The following is a 17,366-nucleotide window of genomic DNA, read 5'->3' on the forward strand; positions in this document are numbered from 1 at the left end:
ACTATGCTTAAATATGAAGTTGTTTAAGTATGAAATCAATGACTCTGACCCCATTGATTGTGACCCCATTGATTGAGGTTGTTTATTTCACAGAGCTTTACTTACATCCTTTACTTCTTAGTCCCAAATATCTTATCACCCGCATCACCAAGACCCGGTATAATGTAACCTTGCTCATTGAGCTTTTCATCGACACTGGCTGTATAAAGCGTGACATCAGGGTGAGCCTCTTTCAGCGCTTGAATACCCTCAGGGGCGGCCACTAAAACCATGGCTTTAATCTCTTTTACGCCATGCTTTTTTAATAAATCAATGGTCGCGATCATTGAGCCTCCGGTTGCTAACATTGGGTCTACTACCAAGGCGACACGTTTATCTAAATCAGAAGTGAGTTTTTCAAAGTAGGGAACAGGCTCTAGGGTTTCTTCATCTCGATAAAGGCCAACCACTGAGACTCTGGCACATGGAATAATGGATAGCACACCTTCATTTAAACCCAGCCCAGCTCTTAAGATAGGAACCAAGGTTAGTTTTTTACCAGCTAGTTGTTGCGTGGTGATATCACCTTGCCAAGAAGTGGTGGTGGTCTCTTCTAGCGGTAAATCTCGTGTTGCTTCAAAGGTTAATAAACTGCCAATTTCAGATACCAATTCACGAAATGCTTTAACGCTAATATCGTGTGTTCGTAACAGTCCCATCTTGTGAGAAATTAATGGGTGCTTAACTTCAGCAACGCTCATGTTGTGCCCTAAACAAGTTTTTATAATTTAGTTAAGTCTAACAAGAAGGGGAGGGAACGATAAATTCTATTAGAGAATTTAAATGCACAATCTTAAGAACAGATTAGTTCTTGCCCTTGGCTTATTTCACCTTGCGCAAAGAGAATGTGCTCACTTCGCTCGCAGTCATTAACCCTTTGCACCTTCTAGCTAGATGTAAACTCAGCAGTTTTTAAAATAACTCATTTCACCTTGCGCAAAAGTAACCTTGCTTCGCAACGTGTATTTTGCACCACTATACTGGTACGATGAGTTTTTACTTTAAAACAAATAACTATAAAAGGGCAATATCATGCAGGAGTTTTTCGAGAAGTTTGCAATCACCACTAAAGTAAAGGTGGTGTGGGGTGAAATGGATGCGTTGGGACATGTAAACAATGTGTCGTATTTTCGCTACTTTGAAACCGCGCGGATCGACTTTTTACAGCAAACTGGACTGTTATCTGTTTTATCTGAACCGACGCATAGCCCTGTATTACGCGATACATACGCGCAATACAAGCGTCCAGTGACTTTCCCCGATACCTTGCACATTGGCTCGTATATTACTGACATTAAGGAAGATCGCTTTACTATGCGTTATGAAGCGTTTAGTGAGTCTCAGCAGGCAATCTGTACAACAGGGTATGCGAATGTGGTGATGTTTAATATGAAAACCGGGCAAAAATCACCAATTCCAGAGAATATGCTGGCTATACTTAAGCAGTATGAAATGGATGTTGCTCAATAGGTTTTGTTGGTGGAGGCGGGGGATACTTATTGAGCTTTGCTTTTTAGGTATTCTTATTCCCACCTCTTCAGGCTGAGTTTCTTCGTTTCGGTCATAACAAAATTATGCTGAGTAAAATACGCAATGTAGCTAGATGCAGTATCAGTAGTTTTTGAAAATGGTTTACTTCGCATTGCGGGAAAAATTTTGAAACAAAATTGGCGTGGTATTACATCCATGTAGCTTGGGTCCGGTTCGGCCATCCGAGGCCTCACGCTCAACGCTAGTCTTGCTGCGCGCACTGTAAATGAAAAGTTTAAGAGCAGTGCTGTATTACATCCATGTAGCTACGCCCATCGGGTATCCATACCCTCACTTCCTTGTGCTGCGAAACTTCGTTTCGCTCACTCGTCACCCTTGCGCAAAAGTAACCTTGCTACGCAACGTGTATTTTGCACTTAGTTCCACCGCAATTAGTCGAGGGAATGTTGCCTTTACGCTATGATCTTGGCACCAAGAAGTTAGTTATATTTTCAATGTCAAAATTAACCGCGAAGCAGAATATCAAAACCATTGTGACTGCGATTAAAGCCGAAGAACAATCGCTCAGGGCACGTTACCCAATTCTTAATCAACAAGACAGTATTGCGATGGTAATTATGTTGCTGTCACTTTTTTCACTCATTGGCGTTGGTACGCTTTACTACTTTGCGCTTATTCCTGCTTGGTTATGTATTGTTTTAGGGGCTTTCATTACCTCTATTTCTCATGAGTTAGAGCACGACCTGATTCACAAACAATACTTTAGTAATCGACCATCTATACATAATTTTATGATGTTGACAGTATGGTTGATGCGACCCAATACGGTTAATCCTTGGTATCGCAGGCAAATACACCTCCACCACCACAAGGTGTCTGGCACTGAGCAAGATTTAGAAGAGCGTTTAGTCGGTAATGGTATCAAGTCACCATTTTTACGAGCGGTAGTGATCATGGATGGGCTGCTTGGTTTACTGATTAACTCTAAGCGTTTTAGCAAAGAGATCAAAGGCTTTAAGTTTTTGCAGGTATTTAATGCTGGCTTTCCGATCACCTCGGCCTATTTTGCGATTTTATATGGCGTGATTACTTATCATGTAGTACAGCTTATTCAGCCGTTTGAATTGCCTCTTTGGGGCGCAGATATTCTTGCAGTGGCTGAGTTTTTAATGGTGGTACTGATTGTCCCGAACATGATCCGCTCAACGTCACTGAATTTTGTAACTTCTTCAATGCATTACTATGGTGGTGTGACTAACCTGCTAGAGCAAACACATGTGATCAGCAGTCGTTGGTTTTTGCCTTTCCAGCTTTTCTGTTTTGATTTTGGCCGTACGCACACCATTCATCACTTTGTGCCGAATCAACCATTTTATATCCGCCAGTTAATTAGTAAGAAAATACAGCCAGTTATGGCTCAGCATGGTGTACGTTTTAATGATTTGCAGAGCTTAAGGTACGCGAATCGTTATTTAGAAAAAGGTTGATAGGGGTGACTTTATGGTTGCGCAAGCTGTATATTTTCACTTGCGCAACAGGCAATAATTGCATTATCAAACTGCGATAGGTAAATCATTCACAACTAAAGACTGACCGTTCTCTTTGGCGCGAATGAAGCTTGATATTAAAACATCGTTTGTTAAAGCGTTAATGTCATCAACTTCTTCTACCATGCAAAACGAAATAGAGTCCCAACCAAAGCCTCTAACGAAAGCTTCAAGCTGCGTAATGTTCTCTTGATAATTTTCGTCGGTAGTTAATAAACCGATAGAATGCTGATTACCTTCTTTGTATTTTTCGCTGTTAGCTGTCGAGCATTTAGCATATCCGCTCAATACATAAACTTTACTATCATTATGATTCATGGTGCTTACCTGTTTAATGAGTGTTAGTGAATAGTAATATGCATTTTTTAAACCAGTTTAAAAGTTGACTCAAATTTTGTGCGTAAGTACATAAAAATAAAAGAGTAACCACATTTAATAATGAGCAAATGAAAAATGGTTTTTATGGTGTCAATTTTTTGAAAGTTAATGAGTATTTCAGGTTTTGAAAAATTGAGGGGGTTGAAGGGGGTACTGAATGAGTAAGCTAAGCAAATACGAGATGAATGATTAACTGTAATTTTAAGTGTTTAAACTCGCAATTCTACAAAGGGAGCTTATTGAGCTCCCTTAATGTGCAACACTTCAAAAAAGTTACTAATTTGTTGAAGGGTCAGTAACAGTTTTAGGGAAAGGAGTAGGTAAATCCTTTGTTGGCTCAGGGCAGGTCATTGCAGCTTTAGTCATCGGATAGTCATCAGTGATTTTACCACCGGCAATGTTTTTAGTAACAAATACAGGTAGCTGTTTTGAATCTTGACTCAAAGACTTTATTCTCTTTTTAGCTAGTTTTAAGTTCATCATTATTTCCTTTGAATTTTTAAAATGCTTGGCGTCGATAATTTATCGAACAGTGAACATATTTGATCCTCTTAAACTTTATTGCAACTTTTCGTTATCGATTTTGCAACTAAGTTCGGTCGTACCCTCACTTCTTTTTTGCTTTCCAAGTCCCACCGTATTGATATGTTTCAAAATACTGCTTCTTGATGACGAGTAAGCAAGGGCCACAGACAAATTGCCATTCAATGTTGCCGTTATAGCGGCATCGGTACATAACAGGCTTGTTTTGTTGGCATTGTGCGCAGAGTTTGTGGCGTATTCTCATTAATCTAATCCTCTTGATTAACCTTTTGATACGAAATGTGAGGTCGTTCGATCAAAACTAAAAGCGCAGCACTATGATTTCCTCCCCTCATTATGGGAATACCTCTGTTTAGTTTATTTAGAGGTAATTCATTTTATCTTTGGTTTGACTGTGTCGATTTTGCTACGTAAGCAAAAAATTATATTGCTGTGAATACACTCTTAAATGGCCTCAAAGTGTGTCTCGAAAGTGACACACTGCACATGTTTTATGTTCCGATATAGCGACACTAAAAAAGGTAAAAAGAATAAGTTTTCTTATAGCTTATTGATAAATAAGGTTTAAAATGTTGGTCTGATACTTGTTAATTGATTACTACGAATTCAATAATAATCGAGAATTAATATGAACAAGTTTATCCTTTCTAGCTTAGTAAGCAGTGTAATGTTTTTTAGTAGTCAATCAGCAATGGCTGATCAGGACTCAAGAGTTGAAACATTAAAATCCTATTTTAAACAGTGTCATAAGGCACAACTTTGTAATGGTAGCTTCTTGGTGGCTGAAGACGGAAAAGTGTTATATCACCAAGCTATGGGTGTTAACCATAAAGGTGAAATGCCGCTTTCAACTTCACACCAATTTGATATTGGCTCGATTTCAAAGCAGTTTACAGCGGTCGCCATTATGATGCTTCAAGAGCAGGGCAAACTTAATTTTGAAGATAAAGTCATTCAGCATATCCCTGATTTTCCGTATGAGCAGATCACCATCAAACACCTGCTTAATCATACATCTGGTATTGCTGATATGATGCCTTACTTAACAAGCTTGTACCGTCAGGGGAAAGTAACAACGAGTCTTGACCAAAATACCGTGCTAGATGCATTAATAGACCAAGCCCCAGAGGCGATGTTTCAGCCAGGCGCACAGTGGCGTTACAGTAATACCGGATATGTCGTGTTAGCGACTTTGGTGTCTAAGATCTCAAAGCAAAGTTATGGCGAGTTTTTACAAAGCAACATTTTTACACCTCTGAAAATGACACAGTCGGTAAGCCGTACAAGCAAAACAGAGCATAAATTAACCGAGCGTGTATACGGTTTTCGTCAGCAAATTAATGGCACTCAACGTGCATTTGACCAAATTCCATTTTTTGATATCGAAGGAATGGGAGGGATCTATTCAACAACCAGCGATCTTTATGCTTGGGATCAAGCGCTACATAGCCATAAGCTTTTAAACCCAAAGACGTGGCAAGCAGCCACACAAGTGACTAAAACAACAGATGGCAAAACCAAAGAATATGGCTTTGGATTTATGCTAAAAACGGATGCTTTTAATCAGCAAAAGGTCGGGCACAGTGGTCATTGGCGTGCATTTAAATCGATTTATACGCGTCAAATTGAAGATAATCGCACAATTATTTTACTGACCAACAATGGGCAAGATGACAGTGTAGATGCCAATGAAATAGCCGTTGATGCGATTTTGGCAGGCCAGACGTATGAATTTGTTCAGCAGCCTATTTCACAAGCACTTTATGGCGTGTTTAAGCAAGATATCAACAAGGCAATGAGTACATATCATCAATTAAAGGCCAATCAAGCAGCAGGGTATGATTTCTCTGAAGGTCAATTGAATGACTTAGGTTATGTATTGTTACAAGAAGAGCATGTTCAAGCTGCAATTGCTGCTTTTGAATTAAATGTTGAAGCTTTTCCCAAGTCGCCAAATGCATTAGATAGCCTGGCTGAAGCGTTAATTTCAAATGGCCAAAAAAGGGCAGCGACAGCACGTTTAAAGCAAGCATTAGAAATAGACCCAAACTTTGCTTCAGCTAAGCAGCAGTTGGCAAAATTAAATGGTGCGAAGTTATAAGGGGTAAGTGACTCTAATAAGCCTGAGCTTTGGTTAATCCTTTAGGTCTTAAGAAGGTTGGTAAATATTGCATTTTTACAACTCATAAAGCGCGACATAAAGTCGGCGCCTACAGCAAGTTAAGTTTTGGTTTGTAAGCGCGGGTTTACCCCGCGCAAAGTAAATTCGAAATAAAGGTTGGTATTACATCTCTGTAGCCTGAGCATGTCTAGGTTCTTTTTAAAACTGCTTAATTCAGCTTGCGCAAAGAGCATGTACTTGCTGCGCTCGTAGTCATAAATCCTTTGCACTTATAACGTGTATTTTGCACACGTTATCACTTGTACCTAAGTTGGTGTGGCTGTTATATTTGCGCGCGTAAATCATTGCTATTTATCAATTAATAATGATGAGTGGTTTTGGTCTTCTGCATAAGCGCAACATAGATTCTCTGGATGTCTGTTATGCCTATGAACCTCAACAATATTTAAAGGAAGAAAGGACGCATGAAAAAATTACTTTCAGCAATAGGCCTATGTTTACTCTCTTCAGCTGCTCAGGCTGAATATGATAGATATTGGCTGGAATACAGTGAAGGGCTTCAGTATGGCAGCTCGTTTAAAATTAAAGTAAGAGACAACGACACAGGCTGGGCGTTTGTTCATTCGAACTACACTGAAGAAGAGTTCTTCGGCACCACAAATTTGAATCGAGTAACAAAGACACGCCATGATGCTGAATTTAAAGTGTATGGCGTCACTCGATTTGTTTCTATGCCTTATAGCTGGGGTTATGTTGATGCGGGTGCTGGATTAGGTTACGGCGATGGTACATGGTCTAAAAACTGTGAGCACTATCAGGATGGCTTGTTAGGCTCTAGTGATATCTGTGACTTAAAAGAGGGGTCAAGCATAGGTATTCCACTTCATGCCTCTGCCACATTTGGTAAGTTTATCGGTATTGGTGTGAATGTAGATGTATTTTTGTCGTTAGAGCGAGACACAACAGCGCAAGTTGGGTTAGTCATACCTTTTGGGTTGTTTACTAAGTAATGTCGCGCAATCATAAGTTCGTGTGGTCATGATTTTTCGTTATAATACGCAATATTATTAGAGTTAATTTCAAGTCGTAAATCGAGAGTATATGGCCAGTACAGCACATGCCTTGCATATTTTGGTAAAGCATAAAGAGCAAGCAGAAGACATTCTTAAGCAATTAAAAAAAGGCGCTAAGTTTCAGACTTTAGCAAAGAAGTATTCTAACTGTCCGACAGGTAAAAAGGGCGGTGATTTAGGAGAGTTCAGACGCGGAACCATGGTGCCGCAATTTGATAAAGTCTGCTTTTCTTGTGAAGTTTTAACGCCGCAGTTGGTTAAAACTAAGTTTGGTTGGCATGTGATAAAAGTGCTTTATCGCACCTAATTTGTGAGCGGAGTTTCACTCTGCTCACTTAGCTTGCTCATATTTAAATGTTTTAAGTCAGCTTATTGAGTATGAGCTGCTCCCATATATGTTTATTGTTCGGTTTAAAGAGTCCGAAGTGGCCAATTGACTTTCTCTGAAACTGGCTCGGTTCAAAAATCTCTATTTTTGAACCGGCGAAGGAGAAGCGCTTTACTAAATCGTCTATAGTTTTTTTAGGTGAAAACCCGTTATCATCACTAAAACCAATTGCATCTAACTGGCCTTTGTAACTCGTGTAGAAGTGCTCCCCAAGGCTATTATCTCCAAATAAATAATTTTTATTTAAGCTCCATTTTCTCCAATCCCGAGCGACACCTTTTGGGAGCGCATGACCAATGCCAAATTTATTTGGCACATAGCCAATGGTTTTGTACAAAAGTGGAAAAACAAGATGCCATGCAATTAACAATTTGGGCTGGTGGACTTTTGGGTATAAATGCCAGGCGCACGTGCCTGAGCAAATTAAAATCACTTTTTGAAGGTACTTGATGCGAGGGCATAAACCAATTAAGTGACCTCCAGCGCTATGGCCGATTAGCGTAATGTTTTGCCAATCAGCCCATTGCTTTGCCGCGATTAAATCTAGAAGAGCTGTTAAGTCTAATTGCCCCCATTCCCTTAACTTTGATTGATCGTTTTTAATATTACTTTGGCTCGATAACCCGATACCTCTTGGGTCCCAAGTTATGACAGTAAATCCATGTTCACTTAGGTACATAGCCAAAGGCTCATAAAAAGACTGTTTAACGCCTAACGCTGAGTTGATCACAATGAGTTTATGAGTGTTCATTTTGTCAGGTGTGTATTTAGAAGCAGCAAGCTTCTTACCGTCTGTACAAGCAATCGTGAAATTTGTTTTCATATTCGCTCCTTTTATTTCTATCATAAACCGTGGAGTACACTCTATGGTCAAGAGGGGTTATGAGAATTAAAGCAATATGTTTAAAGACAGGACTGAGCAAAGACACCATTCGTTTTTATGAAAAGCTGGGATTATTAAGCAATGTAGAGAAAGGCTTAAATGGCTATAAAAATTATACTGATACCCATGTTGAGCAACTTAACTTGATAAAGCATGCAAAAGAACTTGGCTTTACCTTAGAAGAAATAAAGCAACTAGCCGATTTGTTATTCTCAAGGCAACTGACTATGTCTGAAATGAGTAGTTTCTTAAAGCAAAAAGAGCAAGAGATTGATAATAAAATTAAAAAGTTGCATGAATTTAAAGTACACATCAGAGAGACGTTAGAGGGAAGTTGTGAGTATAGAGCGCAGTTAGAGAAATTATCGGGTAAATGAGGGTCTTATCTTGGCGGCTATGAGAATGGTTTATTTATGATGCGCAAAATAAGCTTGCTTTGAAAGATGTATTTTGCACGATTTGGCCTCACGCTCAACGCTAGTCTTGCTGCGCGCACTGAAAATGAAAAATTTTAAGGCTATGTTGTTATACATCCATGTAGCTAAGCCCATCGGGTATCCATACCCTCACCTCCTCGTGCTGCGAAACTTCGTTTCGGTCACTCGTCGCCCTTGAACAAAAAGTAATCTTGCTTCGCAAGATGTATATCTTATCGCTTGTTAAAATTGCTTATTTCACCTTGCGCAAAATAACCTTGCTTCGCAACGTATATTTTGCACTTTTAAACCTTTCCTTAACGGGTTGCGTCTTATTGGTTAAGACAGGTGATTAAGAGAAAGGAAATACCATGAATTTATTAAAACCAACCTTAGCATTCGCGCTTTGTGCACTAACTTCTGCAAGTGTATTTGCCCATAACGGTCAACGCTATACTGAAACTGTGGAGAAGACGTTCTCAGCAGATGCAGGCACGCAATTACAAATTGAAAATACCAATGGCAAAGTAGAAATTGAAGCATGGGGCAAGGACGAAGTGCTTGTAACCGCAACTATCTACAGTAAAGACAAAGAGGGCAGGGAAAGGGTTGAGGTTGAGCTATCACAAAGAGGCAATACCATTGATATCGAAACTCACTTTGCTAAGCAGTTTGGCTGGAATAATAGCGGCTATGCCAAGGTAGATTACTTTATTAATGTGCCTGCGCACATTGAGTTAGATGACGTAGAGCTAAATAATGGTTCGTTATCTATCAAAGGCGTGACTGGAGCTGTTAACGCATCTTTAAATAACGGCAGTATGGTGGCGACAGGGCTTGCTGGTAATACGCGTGTAGAGAGCAACAACGGCTCTGTTAAATTATCGTTTAGCGATGAATTAACAGACCTTAGTGATGTGGATGTTGAGTCGCAAAATGGGTCGATTACGGTTTATTTCCCTGATTCGATTGATGCCAGCATTAAAGCCAAGTCGAACAACGGCTCTATTAGCAATAACTTTGGTTTAGAGGTAGATAAAAGTCGTTCGAATCGAAAAACGCTGTCTGGCGAAATAGGTTCGGGTAAAGCCAAAGTTACACTGTCGAGTAATAACGGCTCTATTCGTATTAAAAATCTTTAAGGGGTAATAAACCTGCATACTCTTAATTGAAGTATGCAGGTTTTATAAGTGGGACTATTTTTAAAGCTTTTTAATCATGATTTGGGTGTCAGTAACCACCCCTTTCTCTGCAACATCAAGGTTAATTTGCATTTGTGTATTTTGACCAATGAACTGTTCAAATTCGTCACCTAATTCTTCACCTGCAATTTCGGCGCCCTTTAAGAGTGCTTTAAAGAATTTATCGGAATTCATTGAAAATGCCATCATGCCGTTTGCTTCAACGGTTTGTTTAGTTAAAGTGTCAGCAAACTTTTTGCCTTGCTCACCGGTGTAAAAAGTTAAATGATTACCTTTTAATGCAAGGTAGATTGGTGCATCTAACTCATAGCCAGCAGGAAGAAATTCATTTACTTCAATCGCAGAGCCATTTGTAGGTAAGGTGACTCCTGCGAGTGTAGGTTCGAAGCTTTTAGCAATATTAAATAAAGCTTCAGCATCATCGGCAGAAATTGTCGCAAGTACATTGAGTGATTTGAAATCAGGTTGCCCTGGGTTTTGTGCATGCTCCACAATTTCGACATCAAAAAGACTTAAACTGACACCTTTTAAAGAGCCAAGCATGCCGGTCATCATTGCGAGTGCCGCAGGGTTTGCGTCTTTACTTTGCGCTTGCGCTGCGACGAGAGGTTGGCAACTAAATTCAGCCGAAGCAAAACGTGCCCACACTGTATTAACCATAGGGGAAATTTTCGACGCATTGAGGCCGTATGCAAAAGAAATCATCGCCTCTCCCATATTTTTTGCGTGCTCAGGGATAAAACCGCGAGCGTTGCTCATCGCATCAAGCACTTTCTTGTCTGTCGATGCGAATACAGTAGATACTTGAATATCAGCATAGTTATGTGTGATTTCAACTTTCTGTGTACCGGATACAATCGCAGGCCAATTACTAGCCATATCAGCAAAATCTTGTTGGCAAGCTTCATTTCGGATGAGGGCGAGGTCGTCTTCACTCCCTAATAAACCAAGCAAACCATCAAGCATTCTTGTGGTATTGCTTTGTGGGTTTTTCGCAGTAAGGGCATCAACTAGTAGAGTTGTGTCAAGGTAGGCGAGTGACTGGCCATCTAACTGATAGTCATTAATGTATTGTTCAACGCGATTCGTTTCACTGAGTGCTTTTGCAGGTTTTGTGGCTGCCAGTGCCACCTTTAAGTCTTCTTCGGTATTAAAGGCCGTGTCTAAAGTGAGTGTGACCCAATCACCTTTGGTTGAGACAACAATATCAAATAGCTTTTTATCTCCCTGCTCGATAAAAAAGCGGGTAATAGGCAGGCCAGCTAATTCAGCCGTTTCATAACGCACACCAGATTGTTCTGCGGCTGTTTTAATCGTTTGTACAAAGGTTTCAACATTGGCTAATTTCGCTCTGCCGACAGGCAGAAGCCCCACTGAATAACTTAACATTTTAAAGTCATTGTCAGCGCCCCAAGTGTTTGCAAAGGCTTCTGAAGAATTTAAGCTGTTAGTATAACTTTCCATAAGTCTAACGAAGAAACGCTCATTGCTAGAGGTATCGCTTTGTTGCATCAGCTCGACCAGATCATCAAATTGATGTGTGTTCTTAAATGCTTCAGGCAATACGTCTAGATATTCAAGGTATGGAAACCCTTCTAGCTGAGACCAAAAAAAGACAGTATCGGCAGGTACATAATCTAATTGTGGTAATGGGGTGTATGAATTGTTTTGAGTAGAAACAAAATATGCGCCAGAGGCAAAAGCGGTCCCGGTGACTGCTGCTAAAAGTAGTTTTTTCACATTCTTACTCCATAAGAATTATTATTATTCAAGTTCCTTTTAGGATAACAGGATATTACCAGCCAAAGTAGCAAAAATAGGGGCTAGTTACGGCTTTTTAGCCTAAATTACCGTACGCTTTATAGTGAAAAACGTTCAGTTAAAAACTTCGCCACCCCATCTTCGTTATGATGGCCAATCACAGCAGTAGCTGCTTGTTTATTCTCAATATTAGCATTTTCAGGTGCGTAACATTCGTCTGCAATTTCGAACATACTTAAATCGTTGTCACCATCACCAAAACAAATGATTGATTCTATATTGAGCATTTCTTTTAATTTAGCGATTGCAGTACCCTTGGTGGCTTTTGCATGATGCACATCTATCCAGCGGTATGTCTCATGTTCTATGGCTTGCCCTGAATAAGCGATTAAATGGTTGAGTGCTTCAATGGTGTTGTGAACTGAAATAACTTCATCACGGGGGCCAATCATACTGATGTTAGTAATTTGAAAGTCGTGATTCAACTTGCTTAAAGGCAACATGCGCGTTTTTGGTGATAACCCAAATTGCTCTAACAGTGCTTGTTCAAATCGGTTTTTATATTCGCCGTGAAAAACAATGCGCTCTCCTTGGTCGTCCAGTGCATTAATAAATGGGTGCGCAGAGTTTGATATCATTATTTCAGTTGCAGCTAATGTTTCATCGAGGCCTAAACAATTATCAAAGCTAAAACGCTGCTGTGTCGGGCAATAAGTAACAACGCCATTGGTATAAATTTGTGGCAGAGGAAATGTGTGATCTTTAATGATGTCTTCTGCAGATAAAAAGCTTCTGCCTGTGGCGATGGTGTAATGAATCCCTCGCTTGTCCATTTCGCGAAGAGTTTTAAGCGTAAATGGTGTTAGTTGCGAGTGTTTGTTGAGTAAAGTTCTATCAAGATCAAATACGACGAGTTGTTTTATTTCTTGCTGGGTATATATATTCAAGCTGAAGATCCTAGGTTGAAATATCAAAGAACATAATCTGTGCTGATGTAAGTTTCTACTTGCAAAAGCCTAACATAGATCATTGCTCGGTGAATGAAGTCACGGTCTAATAGCAACACTTAAAAGTATGTCTAAAGATTATGACAGAGGTATCACTTAGGTTTAGTTATCAATTCATCACACTGGGTAGCTTGTCACGAATAAAGTCGGCTAATGCTTTAATGTGGGCTGGAACACCAAGTCTTGATGGCATCACTAAACTTAAATTCGCTGCTTGTGTTAGGTATTCAGGCAATACTGGAACAAGCTCTCCACTTTTAAGCTCTGATTTACAGACATAATTTGGCAGTGAGGTAACACCCAGCCCAGCAATGGCTGCGCGCTTGAGTGTGCTCATATCTTCAGAGCAAAGTTTTGCTATGACCGTTTGCGATGTGTTTTGGCCTTTATCATCAATGAGGTTAATGGTACTAGCTTGATTAAAGCGACCGACCTTTAAGAAGTTGAGGTGAGCCAAGTCGGTAGCATCCCTTAATGGTGTCACTTTTTCTAACAGAGCGGGAGAAGCGAATAGCCCCCAGTCGACTCGCGCAATAGAACGTTGGATCAAGCTTGAGTCGGGTAGGTCGGTGCTGTGGCCTCTAATTGCTAAGTCGACGCCTTCAGCGATCAGGTTGGTCATGCTGTTTGAAACGCGCTGTTCTATTTTTACCTGTGGATGTTGCTCGGCGAACTCAATCAATAACTCCCCTAGAGCGTATTGAGCAACTCCGGTTGAGCAGCTGATCACAGCGTTGCCAGAGAGTTCACCTTGGGTATTCTTCATGGCAGACTCAGCCAGCTCCATGGCATCTACGAGCTTACGAGCATGCTCATAGAAGTGCAGGCCTTCTTGTGTCACCGCGACATGTCGAGAAGTGCGTTGCAGAAGTCTAACACCTAGGCGGGCTTCAAGCTGTGCTACGTGTCGGCTCAACCGAGACTTTGGCATTTGCAATGCTGTAGCCGCAGCTGTGTAACCTTGCTTTTCTACGACGTGCACGAAGTAGTAATAGTCGTTGAGATCTAGTTTCATGAATATATTAGGTTGTTCTAAATATGGAACAATAAGTCCGATTATTATCTGTTTTTGTGCCAATTCCAAGTTGTTATAGTTATTTCAACGCAAAGAATTCAACAGGAAATAGTAAAATGACGACTTATGAAAACAAAAATGAAACAATTGATTTCTCACCAGTGACAGGTAACCCACTTAATATTGGCGAAGGCTTTATCGGTTTAGGCTTTCGCCATAAGCAATTTAACGGTGTGATGGACCCCTTGATCATGGCAGACCATTATACGATGACAGTACCCACTTTTGGCGCACATCCTCATGCTGGTATCTCAGCAGTATCAGTACTGTTTGAAGATACTGAAGGAAAGTTTAATAACCGTGATTCGTTGGGTAATGATTTTGATATTGAAGCGGGTGATTTATATTGGCTCAATGCCGGTAGCGGCGCAATTCATGATGAAGCGCCAAGACCGGGGGCTAAAATTCATGGCTTACAGGTTTTTGTAAACCTACCTGCAAAGCTAAAACATGCAGCACCAAGTTCACTGCATATAAAGCGAGAAGACATGCCAACTCTTGAGGGGCTAGGTTATAGAATTCGTTTGGTGTTAGGAGAAAGTAATGGACGCTCTTCACAAGACAATGCCGTTTGGCCTGTGACCATCTTAGATGGTTATGCTGATAACCGTGCACAGTTTACGCATCAAGTACAAAGCGGGTTTAACACATGGCTATATGCCGTAGAGGGCGATATTGAGTATCAGTTAGGCGGCCATTGGACAATCTTAAAGCAAGGCTCATCAATTGCACTCACTTTTGAGCAGTTACAACAATTAACGGTGCGAGGAGCAGTTTCTAAACAAAGTCACTTTGTTGTGATGTCGGGGGAGCCGATCAAAGAAGCGTTTGTTCAACAAGGTCCATTTGCCATGACAACGCAAAAAGAAATAGATGATGTGGTGGCTAAGTATGAAGCAGGGGAGTTGGGGCAAATAGGCAAGAATTAGCATTTGATTGCAAAGAAATGTTCACTCACTTTGTGCGAGTGAGTGAATACATGTGTTGAGTGTGGTACAAAGCTTTTTATAAAACGACCAAACAAAAGTTTGCTTTACAAGGAATTCAATGCGCGTCCTAACCACATTGAGTGCGCTGTTTTTATCTCTCGCACTCGCTTTTATTGTATCTTGGCAGGCTATATCGTCTGTTAATTTTGCCTACCCGGTTTGGTATCTCGCTCTAGAAATTGATAAGACTATCGCAAAGTATGGCCCGCAAAACCAATATCGTTCTGGGTTTGAATCGACCACTCAAGCTCAGCATATGCAGTTCTTTGAAGAGATAGCTCAGAGTATTGATCTCCCACTAGAGCAAGTTAAACCTGCGTTACAATCGATAGTATATATCCCCAAAGGTTCGTACCTGAGTAAACCCTTATTACATGACGCTGAGGTACAACACTTATACGATGTCGCGGTGTTGTTAAATAACATTCAAACAGCATGCTATGCTGCGTTTATTATCTCAGTTTTACTGTTCTTATTGTCATTCCAACGCCAAACAAGGGCTCAAAAAACGGTGTGTTTGAGAGTAAAAGACGTCTATTGGATTATGTTATGTACACTGATAATGGGTTTAGTATTGGTTGCATTAATAGGCTTTGAAGCTGTGTTTTATCAGGTGCATGAATGGGTATTTCCTGCAAATAATCAGTGGTTTTTTTATTATCAAGAATCTTTAATGACTACCTTAATGCAAGCGCCAAATCTCTTTGCTTATATAGGAGGCTTGTTACTTATCAGTATGCTGGTTGTTCAGTTATTCACAGTATTTGTTTTACAGCGCGTTTTATCTAGCGTGATGCATAAGAAAGCAGGTTTATTTACGCCAAGCAGGGGCTTGATATAGAGCCTTAAAGTCTACTTTAGTGGAGCTCGCTTAATTTGCATGCCTTATGTTAAACCAAGGCATGCAGTTTCTTAATCTAAAAGGCCGTAACTTAATCTACCAAGCAATAAATACGCGTAAGCAGGTCTTGCGGGGCTACTTCTCGCAGGTCGTTTAAGTACTCTTCAAACGGTGGAAAGTCTTTTAATTGATATTGGCTACTTGGTAAATATTCACCAAACAACCAGTCATAAGGCTTTTCAAGTTCAGGGTAATCACCCTTAAATAGCAAAGACACAGAGTTAGAAGCGGGAATGCTCATGACTTCAAATTCATGCTGTTCTGGGAGGGTATTTAAATCAACCGTAATACAGGCTTTTGACCTTAACTCATCCGCTTTAACGGTTTTAGGGTCATCATAGTAAATGCCAAAAAAGCGTGTTTTATCGTTAATTAAACCTAGTTTGCCGGCCATCATTGAGAGCTTCTCAAATGCTTGGCCTATTTGCATATAGTCACCGCTGTGATCAATGGTGATTAATGAAAGTGCGGGCGTTGTTTGTTGTTCAACTTGGTACATGGTTTTGTATTCCTTATCTGATTTTGGATAAAGCACGGTCACTTGCTTATCAGCTCTTGCTGCACGATATTGGTTTGGTGTTTCTTGATAGTGTTTACTAAACGCCCGGTTAAAAGCTTCAACACTGCCATAGCCAACCTGTTTTGCAATTTGCTGTTGAGACAAGTCACTACGCACTAAATACGCCGCTGCTTTTAATAACCGCATTCTTCTTACCGTAACATTGATGGTCTCTCCGGCAAATTCACGATATATACGATGAAAGTGATAACTAGACATACAGGCCACATCAGCAAGTGCATTGACATCCAGCTCGCCATCCACATGTTCATAGATGTAGTCGATAACTCTAAGCAGGCGTTGCTCATACTGATTTTTGGTAACAAGTTTATGGTTCATGGTTTCACTCAAAATCTAATTTAAGGTGATTGTTCAGCGACATTGATAAGGTAATGCAAAGCCGTTTGATAATGTTTGCTAACTTTGAGTATTTGTTATGGGTAACACAAATTCAGGGGGTTTTATACTTTAGGTGAGTTTAAGTGGCGTTTACTTGATTTGCAGAGGTAAGGAATAAGAATAAAAAGCAAAGTGAAAAATAAACTGAACTGATATTTATATCATAGCCATGATAAATCAGTTCAGTAGGAGATTTTATTAGCTAAGAAACCAGTTTAGCTATTTACTCGTCGTCGAAATCAGCAAAGTCTGCTGATTCTCTAAAACCAGGCTTTGCTAAGATCTCAACATAAAATGACGTTAAGTTCTCATCTTGTGTTTTATCAATCAGTTTATTGATTTGTGATAAATGCACAGTTTCGGCTTCAGCTTCAGTGTTGCCGAATTTGCAGTCAAAGTCCCAGTAATCAACGCCTGCAGGTAGCTTTTTATTACGCTCGCGTTTTACATACTTTTTTAGCTCATGCTTAACCGCGTCAACACGGCGTGCGATTTTGATTTTAGGGTGAGTTAGTTCAAATGTTTTTTTCATAATTGCCTTCAAGCAAACAAGGACTCAAGCAGCCGTTAGCTGGTCGAGTAGGGGCATTGAT

Annotated in this window: 18 protein-coding genes; 9 read left to right on the plus strand and 9 right to left on the minus strand. The window is 40.2% G+C overall.

Going from position 1 to position 17,366, the window contains the following annotated elements; all coding sequences use genetic code 11:
* Positions 1-110: 110 nt before the first annotated feature.
* Positions 111-740: a uracil phosphoribosyltransferase gene (gene upp, locus AAEU28_RS08090; protein ID WP_421963651.1), complete on the minus strand. Its 630-nt coding sequence runs from the start codon at positions 738-740 to the stop codon at positions 111-113.
* Positions 741-1,071: 331 nt separating this feature from the next.
* Here upp and AAEU28_RS08095 point away from each other — a divergent pair, with 331 nt between their 5' ends.
* Both AAEU28_RS08095 and AAEU28_RS08100 read left to right on the plus strand, forming a co-directional pair.
* Positions 1,072-1,509, plus strand: coding sequence for an acyl-CoA thioesterase (locus tag AAEU28_RS08095; protein WP_421963652.1), 438 nt, complete (start codon positions 1,072-1,074; stop codon positions 1,507-1,509).
* Between the two features lie 515 nt (positions 1,510-2,024).
* Positions 2,025-3,017 (plus strand): fatty acid desaturase, encoded by a 993-nt coding sequence (locus AAEU28_RS08100; protein ID WP_421963653.1) that lies wholly within the window; start codon positions 2,025-2,027, stop codon positions 3,015-3,017.
* Between the two features lie 66 nt (positions 3,018-3,083).
* Here AAEU28_RS08100 and AAEU28_RS08105 read toward each other — a convergent pair whose 3' ends face one another.
* The gene (locus AAEU28_RS08105; protein ID WP_421963654.1) at positions 3,084-3,395 is read right to left on the minus strand and encodes a hypothetical protein; all 312 of its coding nucleotides are present in this window, start codon (positions 3,393-3,395) and stop codon (positions 3,084-3,086) included.
* 336 nt (positions 3,396-3,731) lie between these two features.
* The gene (locus tag AAEU28_RS08110) at positions 3,732-3,938 is read right to left on the minus strand and encodes a hypothetical protein (RefSeq protein ID WP_421963655.1); all 207 of its coding nucleotides are present in this window, start codon (positions 3,936-3,938) and stop codon (positions 3,732-3,734) included.
* Positions 3,939-4,626: 688 nt separating this feature from the next.
* On the opposite strand from AAEU28_RS08110, the gene AAEU28_RS08115 reads away from it, so the two are divergent.
* The 3 genes from AAEU28_RS08115 (at position 4,627) to ppiC (ending at position 7,500) form a co-directional block, all read left to right on the plus strand.
* The gene (locus tag AAEU28_RS08115) at positions 4,627-6,099 is read left to right on the plus strand and encodes a serine hydrolase (RefSeq protein WP_421963656.1); all 1,473 of its coding nucleotides are present in this window, start codon (positions 4,627-4,629) and stop codon (positions 6,097-6,099) included.
* A gap of 485 nt (positions 6,100-6,584) precedes the next feature.
* On the plus strand, positions 6,585-7,130 hold the full coding sequence (locus AAEU28_RS08120; protein ID WP_421963657.1) for a hypothetical protein: 546 nt from the start codon (positions 6,585-6,587) through the stop codon (positions 7,128-7,130).
* A gap of 91 nt (positions 7,131-7,221) precedes the next feature.
* Positions 7,222-7,500: a peptidylprolyl isomerase PpiC gene (ppiC, locus tag AAEU28_RS08125; RefSeq protein WP_058028905.1), complete on the plus strand. Its 279-nt coding sequence runs from the start codon at positions 7,222-7,224 to the stop codon at positions 7,498-7,500.
* 52 nt (positions 7,501-7,552) lie between these two features.
* On the opposite strand, the gene AAEU28_RS08130 is transcribed toward ppiC, so the two are convergent.
* Positions 7,553-8,404 (minus strand): alpha/beta fold hydrolase, encoded by an 852-nt coding sequence (locus AAEU28_RS08130; RefSeq protein ID WP_421963658.1) that lies wholly within the window; start codon positions 8,402-8,404, stop codon positions 7,553-7,555.
* A gap of 59 nt (positions 8,405-8,463) precedes the next feature.
* Here AAEU28_RS08130 and AAEU28_RS08135 point away from each other — a divergent pair, with 59 nt between their 5' ends.
* Entirely contained in the window at positions 8,464-8,841 is a 378-nt protein-coding gene (locus tag AAEU28_RS08135; RefSeq protein ID WP_421963659.1) for a MerR family transcriptional regulator, read from the plus strand.
* A 410-nt stretch (positions 8,842-9,251) separates the two neighbouring features.
* Complete coding sequence (locus AAEU28_RS08140) at positions 9,252-10,022, plus strand: DUF4097 family beta strand repeat-containing protein (RefSeq protein WP_421963660.1); 771 nt, start codon at positions 9,252-9,254, stop codon at positions 10,020-10,022.
* Between the two features lie 60 nt (positions 10,023-10,082).
* Here AAEU28_RS08140 and AAEU28_RS08145 read toward each other — a convergent pair whose 3' ends face one another.
* The 3 genes from AAEU28_RS08145 to AAEU28_RS08155 form a co-directional block, all read right to left on the minus strand.
* Positions 10,083-11,822 carry a hypothetical protein gene (locus tag AAEU28_RS08145; protein ID WP_421963661.1) on the minus strand — a complete coding sequence of 580 codons (1,740 nt, stop codon included), beginning with the start codon at positions 11,820-11,822 and terminating at the stop codon, positions 10,083-10,085.
* A gap of 119 nt (positions 11,823-11,941) precedes the next feature.
* Entirely contained in the window at positions 11,942-12,790 is an 849-nt protein-coding gene (locus AAEU28_RS08150; protein ID WP_421963662.1) for an HAD family hydrolase, read from the minus strand.
* Between the two features lie 169 nt (positions 12,791-12,959).
* Positions 12,960-13,865, minus strand: a complete 906-nt coding sequence (locus tag AAEU28_RS08155; RefSeq protein WP_421963663.1) for a LysR substrate-binding domain-containing protein — start codon at positions 13,863-13,865, stop codon at positions 12,960-12,962.
* 116 nt (positions 13,866-13,981) lie between these two features.
* Between AAEU28_RS08155 and AAEU28_RS08160 the strand changes: the two genes are divergently transcribed.
* Positions 13,982-14,854 (plus strand): pirin family protein, encoded by an 873-nt coding sequence (locus tag AAEU28_RS08160; RefSeq protein WP_421963664.1) that lies wholly within the window; start codon positions 13,982-13,984, stop codon positions 14,852-14,854.
* A 118-nt stretch (positions 14,855-14,972) separates the two neighbouring features.
* A complete protein-coding gene (locus tag AAEU28_RS08165; RefSeq protein WP_421963665.1) occupies positions 14,973-15,755 on the plus strand; it encodes a DUF1461 domain-containing protein in 783 nt (260 codons plus the stop codon).
* Positions 15,756-15,846: 91 nt separating this feature from the next.
* Here AAEU28_RS08165 and AAEU28_RS08170 read toward each other — a convergent pair whose 3' ends face one another.
* Both AAEU28_RS08170 and AAEU28_RS08175 read right to left on the minus strand, forming a co-directional pair.
* Positions 15,847-16,713 carry an AraC family transcriptional regulator gene (locus AAEU28_RS08170; protein WP_421963666.1) on the minus strand — a complete coding sequence of 289 codons (867 nt, stop codon included), beginning with the start codon at positions 16,711-16,713 and terminating at the stop codon, positions 15,847-15,849.
* A gap of 283 nt (positions 16,714-16,996) precedes the next feature.
* A complete protein-coding gene (locus AAEU28_RS08175; RefSeq protein WP_421963667.1) occupies positions 16,997-17,305 on the minus strand; it encodes a DUF6172 family protein in 309 nt (102 codons plus the stop codon).
* Between the last annotated feature and the right edge of the window lie 61 nt (positions 17,306-17,366).

Source organism: Pseudoalteromonas sp. SS15 (assembly GCF_049257195.1).
In the GTDB taxonomy this organism is placed as follows: Bacteria; Pseudomonadota; Gammaproteobacteria; order Enterobacterales; family Alteromonadaceae; genus Pseudoalteromonas.